This window comes from Salmonella sp. GDC200615 (assembly GCF_050574145.1).
In the GTDB taxonomy this organism is placed as follows: Bacteria; Pseudomonadota; Gammaproteobacteria; order Enterobacterales; family Enterobacteriaceae; genus Salmonella; species Salmonella enterica.
Genome location: NZ_CP192247.1, coordinates 691,456 through 703,897, shown reverse-complemented (window position 1 = coordinate 703,897; position 12,442 = coordinate 691,456). Strand labels below are relative to the sequence as shown.

The following is a 12,442-nucleotide window of genomic DNA, read 5'->3' as shown; positions in this document are numbered from 1 at the left end:
GAATGTAAAAAACAACGCCACCCGAGGGTGGCGTGTTCAGTTCAGGGCTGGTTTCTGTCTAACCAGTCACCGCTTTCAATCAGAGTTAACCCATCAACAGGACGTTGATATACATACATCCATGCGCTGCCGTAAGGCGTCTGGATTAACTGGCGTGCGTATTCACCGCCCCTGGTGCGCAAAGCATCAAGTTCGGCCAGCGTGGCGTTATCAATTCGATAAACTTCACCGTATACCGCTCCGTTTCCCGGAACTGCGCCTGGATAGTGGCCCAGACTATACAACTGGTAGTTATCGATACGGTAATCGCCAAGCAATTGGGCATTGGTCATCCAGTGACTGTTGCCTTGTTTCTGTCGTAAACTGCCATAGACAAATATTCGCATTGCTAAAACTCAAACTGATAGAGCAAATCAAGTGCCTGATCTACGCCAGACACTGCTTCCAGATATAGCTTAGGCATCAGGCGATAACGTAACGTGAGCGTCGCCAGAGAGTCAAATATCCCTACACCATACTTCACCTGTAGACCCGGCAGTACATAGCCGCTGACCACAACCTGGGACGAATCGCCCACCCCTTGCGTGTCCAGCGCCAGATTACTTACACCGAATGTCTCTCCGATTTTACCCACAACCTGACCACTTTGCGCAACCCCCAGGCCAATAAGCATGGAGGTCATTGCTGCGCTATCACTCTGATTGCTGTCCAACCCCTGCCCACGCAGCAGATAAGAAAGCGCTTCAGCCTGCGGCATCGCCGGATCGGAGAAGATTTCCGCTTTGGGTTCATCAGCAGTGCCTGTGACGCGCACACCCGCAATGACATCGTCTTCGGTGGCGTCAGGGTTACGGATCGCTTCGATATTGAGCAGCGGCTGATCCGGCGGGCCGGAGAACAGCAGCTCGCCTTTACGGACAAGCAGGTCCTGGCCGTAGGCGCGGAATCGGCCGTCAGGAATATTGATTTGACCATTCAGCCCCAGCCCCTGCTTATCCTGCGCGACTTTCAAATCGCCGGTCAAACGCGCTTTAAGCCCGAAGGCGTCGATGCGCACGTTGTTGCCGACGTGGACCGTCAGATTACTGTTGATGGGAATAGACGCTGTCTGCGGCGTTTCTGGTTGCAGGTCATTATTGAGCATAACCACATCGCTGGAGACGCCGACCGCGCTCTCCGGCAGGTCGTGCACCACAATTCGTGCCCACGGAACGTCCACACGCCCATCCAACGTGAACAGCGAAGGCGTCGCGTCAAAGACCACATCCGGCGAGACATCCAGGCGCACCATCGGCGGAACGGTAATCCGCACCCGGCTGCCTTTCGCCGTCACCCGCGCGCGCCAGTTGTCAATCTGACTCCAGTCGGCGTTACCGTTCAGGTTAATTTGCCCTTGTTGTGTTCGCACGATACCGGCGAGTGTCGAACGCGTCCCGCTAAAGTTCATGGTGAGCTGGCTCGGCTGCATCTCAAACGGCATAAAATTACCGTCAATATCCAGCGCGCTAAGCTGCAACTGACCAAACAACTGCGGGCTTTGCACATCGCCGCCCAGACGTAGCCTGGCGTTTAACATTCCCGCCGCTTTTTCGCCGCGCGAAAAGACAGGGTTGACCATCGCCAGATTGACATTGCGCATGTTGACGTTACCGCCGAGATTGCGCCGCCCCTGAGGATCGGTTACCTGCACCAGGCCATCGAATTGACCATTGTTCGTCAGGCGAATCAGCCATCCCAGCTCGGCGCGATTATTGTGCAGATCGGCGCTGAGGTTCAGCGTCTCAAACGCGACCGGTAATGGCGCGTCATTGACGGTCTGCGTGACCTTCACATTACGACCGGAAAGCGTGACCTTCCCCTGCGGCAATCCCTCCTGGGTGGTGTCCCACGACACGTCCGCCTTCCCGCTAAAGATCCCGCTGGCCTGCGTGGTATCAGGCATAAATGGCTTCAGCATCGCCAGATCAAAGCGGTTGAGATTGACCACCGCCCGTCCTGCGGCGCCCGCATCAATGGTTTGCGGGATGCACAGCTCGGCGTTCGGGTTCAGCCAACAATGCGGCCCGATACTGATTTTCTGTTCTTTATTACGGTAGTCCAGCGCAATCGCGCGGGTCAACGACCATGGCCCCACTGGCGTCTGGAAACGGGTGTCGCTTACTGTCCCTTTCCAGCGCGCCGCCTCGCGATCAAAACTGCCTGTCAGGGAAAGTTGACCGGATACCGGTTCTCCCTGAACACGGAGCTGTAGCTGATGCTGCTTCTCGCTGCCTTTGGCGTCAAGCGTCACCAGATTGATGTTAACGTCGGGCTGCGAAATCCGCTCTACGCGAACGTTGAGATGGCCCGCTATCTGATCGGTGGATTTAATATCGCCCTCAATGCGCGCCTGGGCGACAGACAGCTCCTGCCAACGCAGACCGCGGGCGGTGATATCCGCCAACAGCTGCGGCGCTTCTACCGTACCGCGGACTTTAACGATTCCTTTTGCCATGCCGCCCAGTCCTGGCAGCGCATTATCCAGCCCCGGCGCATCGATGGCGGCGTCAAGATTCAGCTCCTTAACGCCAAGCTCGCCTTTTATATCGGCGCTGTTTGGGCCCAGCGCAAGGTGCAGCCCCGGGATCGTCCACTGCATGTAGCTGTTGCCCTTTAGCGTCCCGTTGACGTTAACGCTGTTCTGCTTCACATTGCCGGTCAGCTTGAGCTCCGGGACATCCATCTGCCAGGTGCCGCCGTAGAGGCTGCCTTTGGTTTTCATGACGCCGTTAAGCTTCGCGGGCCAATCCGGGATCTCTTTAGCGGTATTGATGCCATTCAGCGTCAGTTCGCCACGCCAGCTAATCGCCTGCTGCCAGTCCACCAGCGCTTTCAGTTCGGTTTTTCCCTCCAGAGCGGCGACGGTGAGTTTATCGAGATTAATCTGCCGCTCATTCCCTTTAGCATCCAGCGTAATGGTCGCCGGCGGAATATCTTGTCCTTTCACGGCGGTTCGCATCGACAACGTATAGTCGGTCATCTTACCGCTCAGTTTGAGCTTCAGATCGTCAGCCTGAAACTGGGTATCACCCGTCAATGGCCAGGCAATGCGTTGGCTGACGACTTCAAGATTGAGCGGTAAACCGGCCTCCGCCAGCCGCGTCTGGGCGCGAAGCGCGACATCCATCGGCCCGGAAAGGTTCACCCCGACCTCCAGTTGTTCGCGTAACGCGCCGCCGACCTTGAGTTTTATCTTTTCACCCTTTAGCGGATCGATATTCAGCGTACTGTTGAGCGTAATATCAACCGGCCAGTTATTGGCGAGCTGCGCCGTACCGGAGGCTTTCACCGTGCCCTGGTTGGCGTCGATATCCAGAGTATCCAGCTTCATATTACCGTCGATACTGCTGACTTTAAGCAGCATCGTGCGCACCGTCAGATCGGTATCGCCGGTGATGCGTAGCTGCTCGCCGCGAAATGACTCGATATTCAGATTGAGCGGCAGGTGAACATCGGTCATCTCCGGCATTACTGGTTTTGCAAACAGATCTTTTAGCGTTTCGCCAAGCGGCTTTTCATCCGGTTGAGGTTTCTCGATTTTGGGTTCAACCACCTCTTCCTGCGCCACGTCAGCGACCTTCGGCAGCGCGATCAGCAATCCCTGAAGCCGCGTCGGTTTCAGGGTCAGGTTTTTCTCCTGCCATGCCAGCCCGGAGGTAAAATCCAGCACCGAAACGGTAGTGTCATCAATCTTGATATTGATGTTATTCAACGCCACGCGCGACAGCGTGATGGGCCAGGGCGTGGAGAGGTTCAGCGGTCCGCTTTCTTCCTCTTCTTGCGCCGGTTCGGAGGGTGGCATTTTTTTGCTGTCGATAGCGACATTAATGTCTTTTAGCGCCAGATCATTGACGCACAGGCTACTGCGCCACAGGCAATCAAGCCCGACGGCCAGATGAATTTCGCCCGCATTCACCGCAACGCCCGGCTGCTCATAGCGGATATTTTTTAACGATAAGTCCCGCCAGCCGCCGGTGACCTGCCCAATCTCCAGCCCCGGCACCCAGCGGTTCGCCGCACTGAATACCAGATGCAGCCCCGTCGTCGTCCCGACCAGAAACGCAACGCTCGCCAGTAACACCACAATGAAAATCAACACGCCGAGGCTTATTTTCTTCCATAAACTCATAATTCAGGCCCCAGACCGATATAAAACTGTAAACCGTGTTCGTCTTTGTCGCCGACCGGTACGGCAAAATCGAGTTTGATAGGCCCAACCGGCGACGCCCAGCGCACGCCGACCCCGGTCCCGGTTTTGAAATCGCTACGGCGAATATCACTCACCGCCTCGCCGCTATCGACAAACACTGCCCCCCACCATTTGCCAGTGACGTTATACTGGTACTCCAGCGATCCGGTTGCCAGTTTTGAGGCGCCTTTAAGATTGCCGTCGCTATCTTTAGGCGAAATAGATTTGTATTTATAGCCGCGAATACTGCGGTCGCCCCCGGCGAAGAAACGTAAATCCGGCGGAACTTTGTCGAAATCACCGGTTTCTATCCAGCCCAAATTGGCGCGCATCACAAAACGGTGGCGATCGTACAAAGTCCGAATCCAGACGTTTTGCGCCTGCAGCACGGAGAAATCCACGTCGGAGCCCCAGGCCGTATTCGAATAGTCTACTGAATAGCGCTGCGAATCGCCCCAGGTTGGCATCAGTCCCCCTCGCGAGCGGGTTCGGCTGATCATCACGCCCGGGTAGAACAGCATGGTGGTATTGGTGACGTTCCCCTGGGTAAAGTGGTCGAAACTCCAGCGCAGGTTAATCGCCCGCTGCCAACCACTGGAAAGGTCCCAGTAACGCGACACGGCAAGCGTGGTCGAGTCCTGCTCCGTATCATTCAAATCGGTACGTTTAAAACCGCCCTGTACCAGATAGTATTGCTCCAGCGGGTTTTTCAGCAGCGGCATTTTATAACTAAAATCCAGCACCTGTTCCGGCGCAGAAATACTGGTGCTGGTGGTCAGACTATGACCGTAAGAGTTCATCCACGGTTTTTTCCACGACGCTTTCACGCGCGGCCCGACGTCGGTGGAGTACCCCACCCCAGTTTCAATCGTATTTTCGGTTCGCGGCGATACCACGCCTTTTAACGGCAGAATTTTTGTTTTACGCGATTTCTCAAATTCCGGCGCCACCACGACAGAATTAAACCATCCGGTAGCGGAAAGTCGGCGGTTTAGTTCCGCCAAATCTTTCGATTCGTACTCATCGCCCTCTTTAAACGGCAACAGATTTTGTAAATATTCATCACGAATCTGCGAACCTTCGAAGGTGACAGGTCCGAAGCGATAGCGCTCACCGCTATCATAATCAATATCCCAAAACGCCTGATGGCGGCCCAGAGCAATTCCCAACTGACTTTTAACGAATTCGCTGTCGAAATAGCCTTTACGTAGCGACACGCTGGTTAACGACTTTTTAAAATTGTCATAGTCTCCCTGGTTCAGCACCGTGCCGATTGCCGGACGCGTTTTCAGTAAGGCCAGATAATCTTTGTCCGTGCGCGCGCCGCCGCGTAAAATGACTTCTGTACCGCCAATCAACACCGGCTGGCCGGGCGTAACCCTGGCGATTAATACCTGCCGTCCTTTCGCAGGCGGTGGAAGCAAGTCGAATTTGATAGTGGGTTCGTAATAGCCTAACGCTTTAAGCCCTTCGCGAATCGCATCATCAACTCGGGCGCGAAAGCGCCGATCCGGCGTCACCTCATCGCTCTGAATCGTAGAGAGCTGTGCGCGAACGTTTTTTTCCAGCTCTCCGGATAGCCCTTCGACTTTCAGACGAACATTTGCGGCTACCGCAGAACTGCTCAGGCACAGTAAGCTAACCCAACATAACTGACGGATATGTGGCACATTTTCTCCTGAATATCCCCTATTCCCACCCCTGGAAAAAATCACACTACCGCTCCGCGGCTTAACATAAAATCAACAATTTCGATTGAAAAGCAGACGACTGCCCAAATATTTCTTATGGTTAAATCCAGATACATTAATGTTGTTATTGTGTGTAAAGATGCGTCTCGTTACAACCTTAACGCCAATTAACGCTTTCGGGAGAATAGCTCATGAGTTTATTTGATAAAAAACATCTGGTTACTCAAGCAGATGCGTTACCAGGACGCAACACCCCGATGCCGATCGCCACTCTGCATGCGGTAAATGAACACTCTATGACCAATGTCCCTGCCGGGATGGAGATCGCCTACTTCGCTATGGGCTGTTTCTGGGGCGTAGAACGTTTATTCTGGCAATTGCCCGGCGTATATAGCACCGCGGCAGGGTATGCAGGCGGTTACACGCCTAATCCAACCTACCGGGAAGTCTGTTCCGGGCAGACCGGTCATGCCGAAGCGGTACGGATAGTGTACGATCCTGCCGTTATCCGTTATGAGCAGCTTTTACAGACCTTCTGGGAAAATCACGATCCGACGCAGGGGATGCAACAGGGTAACGATCACGGTACGCAATACCGTTCTGCGATTTATCCCTTAACGCCGGAACAGAATGCCGCCGCTCACGCCAGTCGCGAGCGCTTTCAGTCGGCAATGGCCGCCGCCGGAGACCATCGCCCGATTACCACGGAAATCGCCCATGCGACGCCGTTTTACTACGCCGAAGATGAACACCAACAGTATCTGCACAAAAATCCATACGGTTACTGCGGGATTGGCGGGATCGGCGTTTGCCTGCCGCCTGACGCGTGACGACGCAGGCGTAGGGGGAACTTGTCGGAGTTGAAAATGAACCCTCTGGCGACTTTACAGTAGCTTACGCTATACTAGCCCTGAACTTATCGGCTCACTGCTACGAGCCGGTTTTCATTAAACGTTACCACACGGATTTATAAACTTCCCTTCCGAGGATCTGGCGTTTCGCCGGATAAGATATGTTAAACAGTATATTCATTATATTCTGCCTGATCGCTGTAAGTGCGTTCTTCTCCATCTCCGAGATCTCGCTTGCCGCATCACGTAAGATTAAACTTAAGTTATTAGCTGATGAAGGCAGTATCAACGCACAACGCGTATTGAAAATGCAGGAAAATCCCGGCATGTTTTTCACCGTTGTGCAAATTGGCCTGAACGCCGTCGCTATTCTTGGCGGTATCGTCGGCGATGCGGCATTTTCGCCCGCCTTTTCCGCCCTTTTCTCGCACTATATGTCGCCAGAACTCTCCGAGCAGCTGAGCTTTATTCTCTCCTTCTCGCTGGTGACGGGGCTGTTTATCCTGTTCGCGGATTTAACCCCGAAACGCATCGGTATGATTGCGCCAGAAGCTGTGGCTTTGCGTATCATCAACCCGATGCGCTTCTGCCTGTTCGTTTTTCGCCCGCTGGTGTGGCTGTTTAACGGCATGGCAAACAACATCTTCCGCCTGTTCAAAATTCCAATGGTGCGGAAAGACGACATTACTTCTGATGATATTTACGCAGTGGTGGAAGCCGGCGCGCTGGCGGGCGTCTTGCGCAAGCAAGAGCACGAACTGATTGAAAATGTGTTTGAACTTGAATCCCGCACCGTACCGTCTTCTATGACGTCGCGCGAAAGTATCATCTGGTTTGATCTGCACGAAGACGAACAAAGCCTGAAGAAAAAGGTCGCCGAACATCCGCACTCAAAATTTTTGGTGTGTAATGAAGATATCGACCACATCATCGGCTATGTAGACTCCAAAGATCTGCTGAATCGCGTGCTGGCGAACCAAAGTATGGCGCTGAATAGCGGCGTGCAAATTCGCAATACCTTGATTGTGCCGGATACGCTGACCCTTTCTGAGGCGCTGGAAAGTTTCAAAACGGCGGGCGAAGATTTCGCGGTCATTATGAATGAATACGCACTGGTCGTCGGTATCATTACGCTGAACGATGTGATGACCACGCTAATGGGTGACCTGGTCGGCCAGGGACTGGAAGAGCAAATTGTGGCGCGCGATGAAAATTCCTGGCTGGTTGACGGCGGCACGCCGATTGACGACGTCATGCGCGTGCTGGATATCGATGAGTTTCCGCAATCCGGCAACTATGAAACCATTGGCGGCTTTATGATGTTTATGCTGCGCAAGATCCCAAAACGCACTGATTCGGTGAAGTTTTCCGGCTACAAATTTGAAGTGGTGGATATCGACAACTACCGTATCGATCAGTTGCTGGTGACGCGTCTCGACAATAAAAGCAACGTACCGGCGCCGAAACTGCCCGATGCAAAAGACAAAGAAGACAGCGCGGCCTGAAATCCGTTTGCCAGAAACATCAACGGCTCCTGATTCAGGAGCCGTTTTTTTTTACTTTTTTAACCTACTGCATAGCACTTTTGGTTACGCCATCTCAGTTTGCAGACGCATAACCTGACGGTTAACTTCAGACATCACAGACAAGTGCTGCTTGTCTCTCACTTTTGGGATAAGAATCTTACCCTTATCGAACTCAAAAGCGCCAACATCCTTGATATATAACCGTCCACGGAACAGGATCTTCACGTACTTCGCCACCTGTAGCGGGTTGTAGCGTTGGAAAATTTTCATTGTTGTCTCCTGCAGAGTATTACGCCCTTGCGGTGCCACAATCGGCCCAACAGTTTTAAGGCGCAAATTTTAATGCCATATGACTATAGACCATATCTACGTCGTTTCCAGTGTGCATAAGTATATTTACCTTTTGATTACAGTTATTCAGAATTATCTAAACATCAGCTCATTTTTCTCAGTATATGCCTTCATTTTTCACAGGAAGTGTGCGCCCGCCCGCAAACTGGCATCCCCTTTGCGGGAAAAAGCATCAATCGCACATATGATTAACTGTCGGCCCAAAGTGGTCGGATCACCTGCAAAAAAATAAAGAAGGAATGACCATGACCCTACGTAAAATTCTGGCGATGTCGTGTCTGCTACTCCCCATAATGGCTTGTGCGCATAACCTTGAAGATAACCAACGGGTGCCGCCGGTAGGCATTGCCGATCGTGGCGAACTGACGTTGAATAAAGATGAGTTTAGTTATAAAAACTGGAATAGCGCGCAGCTGGCGGGAAAAGTGCGCGTCCTGCTGCACATTGCGGGTCGAACGTCAGCGAAGGAAAAAAACGCCACGCTGATTGAAGCGATTAAATCCGCCGGGCTTCCGCATGACAGATACCAGACGACCACAATTGTGAACACCGATGATGCGATCCCCGGCTCCGGTATGTTCGTGCGTAGCAGTATAGAAAGTAATAAAAAGCTCTACCCGTGGTCGCAATTTATTGTCGACAGCAATGGCGTGGCGCGTAACGCCTGGCAATTAAAAGAAGAGGGGTCCGCCGTCATCGTGCTTGACAAAGACGGTCGGGTTCAATGGGTGAAAGATGGCGCGTTAACCCAGCAAGAGGTACAGCAGGTGGTCGACCTGCTGCATAAGCTCCTCAGTAAATAGTCACCCGGAAGCCGGGGTTAAGGAACGACTCACGAGGGGTATAGTCCAGCGTTTTTCCCTGCCAGTCGTGAACGTGCGCCCCGGCTGCAACAGCAATGGCATGACCTGCGGCAGTGTCCCAGACGCTGGTCGGCCCAAATCTGGGGTAAAGCTGCGCCTGGCCTTCCGCCACAAGACAGAATTTCAGCGAGGAACCAATAGAGGTGGTCTGATGTTCGCCAAGCTGTTGGAGATATTCGGTGAGTTCATCATCCGTATGCGAACGGCTAATCACCACCAGCGGCGGGCGGGCATCCCGCACCTGAATCTGCTTACGCACCCCGCACTCCTCTTTCCAGGCCTTACCTTCCGCCGCGTAGTACATCACTTTCAGCACCGGCGCATAGACAACGCCCAACACCGGCTTGCCCTGCTCAATCAGCGCAATATTGACCGTGAATTCGCCATTGCGCTTGATGAACTCTTTGGTGCCGTCGAGCGGATCGACCAGCCAGTAGCGCTGCCAGTGCTGGCGCACTTCCCAGGCGGGCGGATCTTCTTCTGAAAGCACCGGAATATCCGGCGTGAGCGTGCGTAACCCTTCGAGAATCACGGTATGTGCGGCGATATCCGCCGCAGTGACTGGAGAATCGTCCTGCTTGCGGGCGTACTCCATCGGTTTGGCTCCATCATAAACCTGCATAATGGCATCGCCCGCGTTCCGTGCAAGCTGGCATACTTGTTCTAACATTCTCCACCTCTTTATGACAGGGGCGTTAACTCGTTGTTTTACTTATACCCGATCGTTAAGGGTTCCGCCAACTGTGATACCGTCAGCGGTTTTGATAATAGCTTTCATGGCATGATTCACCTTTCTGTGAACACTCGCAAAAAATCGGCCGGATGAGGCAGTTTCGCCTTCTTCTGGCGACGGTCGGAACGATATCGGGTTTCACTGTTTATCATCGCTATTTTTCACTATCCGGCTTTTCTATTGCGTTCTTAAAAGGTGCCTCTGATGATTAAGTTTAGTGCAACGCTTCTGGCTACGCTGATCGCCGCCAGCGTGAATGCGGCCACCGTCGATCTCCGTATCATGGAAACTACTGATTTACATAGCAACATGATGGATTTCGATTATTACAAGGATACCGCAACCGAAAAATTCGGATTGGTACGTACCGCAAGTTTGATTCATGCCGCCCGAAATGAAGTCAAAAACAGCGTGCTGGTGGATAACGGCGACCTGATTCAGGGGAGCCCTCTGGGCGATTATATGGCGGCAAAAGGGCTCAAAGACGGTGATGTTCACCCGGTCTATAAAGCGCTCAACACTCTGGATTACGCGGTTGGAAACCTCGGCAACCATGAGTTTAATTATGGTCTGGACTATCTGCATAACGCGCTGGCCGGCGCGAAATTCCCTTATGTTAACGCCAATATTATCGACGTTAAAACCCAAAAGCCGCTCTTTACGCCTTATCTGATTAAAGAGACGAGCGTTATTGATAAAGACGGCCACCCGCAAACTCTGAAAATCGGCTATATCGGCTTTGTTCCGCCGCAAATCATGATTTGGGATAAAGCGAATCTGAGCGGCAAAGTTACCGTCAATGACATTACGGAAACCGCCCGGAAATATGTGCCCGAAATGCGCGAGAAAGGCGCTGATATCGTGGTAGTCATTGCTCACTCAGGCCTTTCTGCCGATCCGTACCACAGCATGGCGGAAAACTCGGTTTATTACCTCAGCGAAGTTCCCGGCGTCGACGCGATTATGTTTGGCCACGCCCACGCCGTCTTCCCCGGTAAAGATTTTGCCGACATCAAAGGCGCGGATATCGCCAAAGGTACGCTTAACGGCATTCCTGCGGTAATGCCTGGCATGTGGGGCGACCATCTGGGAGTGGTCGATCTGGTGCTCAATAACGACAGCGGCAAATGGCAGGTTACGCAGGCGAAAGCGGAAGCGCGGCCTATTTACGACGCCGCCGCTAAAAAGTCGCTGGCGGCGGAAGACAGTAGGCTGGTCGGTATTCTGAAAGCCGATCACGATGCCACCCGCGAGTTTGTCAGCAAGCCCATCGGTAAATCCGCCGATAATATGTACAGTTATCTTGCTCTGGTGCAGGACGATCCTACCGTACAGGTGGTGAATAACGCGCAAAAAGCGTATGTGGAACACTTTATTCAGGGCGATCCGGATCTGGCGAAACTGCCGGTGCTGTCCGCCGCCGCGCCGTTTAAAGTTGGCGGGCGTAAGAACGATCCTGCCAGCTTTGTCGAAGTGGAAAAAGGCCAGTTGACCTTCCGTAACGCCGCCGATCTTTATCTCTATCCGAATACGCTGGTGGTGGTGAAAGCCAGCGGCAAGGAGGTAAAAGAGTGGCTGGAATGTTCTGCCGGACAGTTTAATCAAATTGATATTCACAGCAACAAACCGCAATCGTTGATCAATTGGGATGGCTTTCGCACCTATAATTTCGATGTCATTGACGGCGTGAATTATCAAATCGATGTGTCACAGCCCGCCCGCTATGATGGCGAATGCCAGATGGTGAATCCGCAGGCGGAACGTATTAAAAACCTGACCTTTAACGGTAAGCCTGTCGACCCGAACGCTACGTTCCTAGTCGCCACGAATAACTATCGCGCTTACGGCGACAAGTTTGCCGGCACGGGCGACAGCCATATCGCCTTTGCGTCTCCGGATGAAAATCGCGCCGTGCTGGCGGCATGGATTGGCGCAGAGTCAAAACGCGCGGGCGAAATCCATCCGGCGGCGGATAATAACTGGCGTCTGGCGCCAATCCACAGCGATACGACGCTGGATATCCGCTTTGAAACATCGCCAGGCGATAAAGCCGCTGCCTTCATTAAAGAGAAAGGGCAGTATCCGATGAAGAAGGTTGCTGTCGATGATATCGGTTTTGCCATTTATCAGGTGGATTTGAGCAAGTAACGTGAGTCCCGCATGGCGCTGCGTTTATTCGGCCTGACTGGCAGGCCGAAT

At 53.0% G+C, this 12,442-nt stretch carries 9 protein-coding genes; 4 read left to right on the top strand and 5 right to left on the bottom strand.

The features are described from left to right. Positions 1–41: 41 nt before the first annotated feature. The 3 genes from ACQ29O_RS03295 to tamA are packed head-to-tail and all read right to left on the bottom strand — an operon-like array spanning position 42 to position 5,898. Entirely contained in the window at positions 42–386 is a 345-nt protein-coding gene (locus ACQ29O_RS03295) for a gamma-glutamylcyclotransferase family protein (protein ID WP_001219167.1), read from the bottom strand. Between the two features lie 2 nt (positions 387–388). Beyond that, positions 389–4,168, bottom strand: coding sequence for an autotransporter assembly complex protein TamB (gene tamB / locus ACQ29O_RS03290; protein WP_000060826.1), 3,780 nt, complete (start codon positions 4,166–4,168; stop codon positions 389–391). Further along, a complete protein-coding gene (gene tamA, locus ACQ29O_RS03285) occupies positions 4,165–5,898 on the bottom strand; it encodes an autotransporter assembly complex protein TamA (RefSeq protein ID WP_001120235.1) in 1,734 nt (577 codons plus the stop codon). The genes tamB and tamA overlap by 4 nt, the downstream gene beginning before the upstream one ends. A 212-nt stretch (positions 5,899–6,110) precedes the next feature. On the opposite strand from tamA, the gene msrA reads away from it, so the two are divergent. Together msrA and ACQ29O_RS03275 are read left to right on the top strand one after the other, a co-directional pair. After that, positions 6,111–6,749, top strand: coding sequence for a peptide-methionine (S)-S-oxide reductase MsrA (gene msrA, locus ACQ29O_RS03280; protein ID WP_000051467.1), 639 nt, complete (start codon positions 6,111–6,113; stop codon positions 6,747–6,749). Between the two features lie 182 nt (positions 6,750–6,931). Next, the gene (locus ACQ29O_RS03275) at positions 6,932–8,275 is read left to right on the top strand and encodes a hemolysin family protein (RefSeq protein WP_000934972.1); all 1,344 of its coding nucleotides are present in this window, start codon (positions 6,932–6,934) and stop codon (positions 8,273–8,275) included. An 84-nt stretch (positions 8,276–8,359) separates the two neighbouring features. On the opposite strand, the gene ACQ29O_RS03270 is transcribed toward ACQ29O_RS03275, so the two are convergent. After that, positions 8,360–8,566, bottom strand: coding sequence for a DUF1107 domain-containing protein (locus tag ACQ29O_RS03270; RefSeq protein ID WP_000689229.1), 207 nt, complete (start codon positions 8,564–8,566; stop codon positions 8,360–8,362). 326 nt (positions 8,567–8,892) lie between these two features. Here ACQ29O_RS03270 and ACQ29O_RS03265 point away from each other — a divergent pair, with 326 nt between their 5' ends. Further along, a complete protein-coding gene (locus ACQ29O_RS03265; RefSeq protein ID WP_000175300.1) occupies positions 8,893–9,450 on the top strand; it encodes a YtfJ family protein in 558 nt (185 codons plus the stop codon). Here ACQ29O_RS03265 and cysQ read toward each other — a convergent pair. Further along, positions 9,440–10,180, bottom strand: coding sequence for a 3'(2'),5'-bisphosphate nucleotidase CysQ (gene cysQ, locus ACQ29O_RS03260; protein WP_000893398.1), 741 nt, complete (start codon positions 10,178–10,180; stop codon positions 9,440–9,442). The two genes, ACQ29O_RS03265 and cysQ, sit on opposite strands and share 11 nt — an antisense overlap. A 267-nt stretch (positions 10,181–10,447) precedes the next feature. On the opposite strand from cysQ, the gene ACQ29O_RS03255 reads away from it, so the two are divergent. Next, positions 10,448–12,391 (top strand): bifunctional 2',3'-cyclic-nucleotide 2'-phosphodiesterase/3'-nucleotidase, encoded by a 1,944-nt coding sequence (locus tag ACQ29O_RS03255; protein ID WP_000589389.1) that lies wholly within the window; start codon positions 10,448–10,450, stop codon positions 12,389–12,391. Positions 12,392–12,442 lie beyond the last annotated feature (51 nt).

Coding starts and splice junctions, on each gene's coding strand:
- ACQ29O_RS03295 (WP_001219167.1), bottom strand. CDS start 386: ATGCGAATATTTGTCTATGGCAGTTTACGACAGAAACAAGGCAACAGT.
- tamB (WP_000060826.1), bottom strand. CDS start 4,168: ATGAGTTTATGGAAGAAAATAAGCCTCGGCGTGTTGATTTTCATTGTG.
- msrA (WP_000051467.1), top strand. CDS start 6,111: ATGAGTTTATTTGATAAAAAACATCTGGTTACTCAAGCAGATGCGTTA.
- ACQ29O_RS03275 (WP_000934972.1), top strand. CDS start 6,932: ATGTTAAACAGTATATTCATTATATTCTGCCTGATCGCTGTAAGTGCG.
- ACQ29O_RS03270 (WP_000689229.1), bottom strand. CDS start 8,566: ATGAAAATTTTCCAACGCTACAACCCGCTACAGGTGGCGAAGTACGTG.
- ACQ29O_RS03265 (WP_000175300.1), top strand. CDS start 8,893: ATGACCCTACGTAAAATTCTGGCGATGTCGTGTCTGCTACTCCCCATA.
- cysQ (WP_000893398.1), bottom strand. CDS start 10,180: ATGTTAGAACAAGTATGCCAGCTTGCACGGAACGCGGGCGATGCCATT.
- ACQ29O_RS03255 (WP_000589389.1), top strand. CDS start 10,448: ATGATTAAGTTTAGTGCAACGCTTCTGGCTACGCTGATCGCCGCCAGC.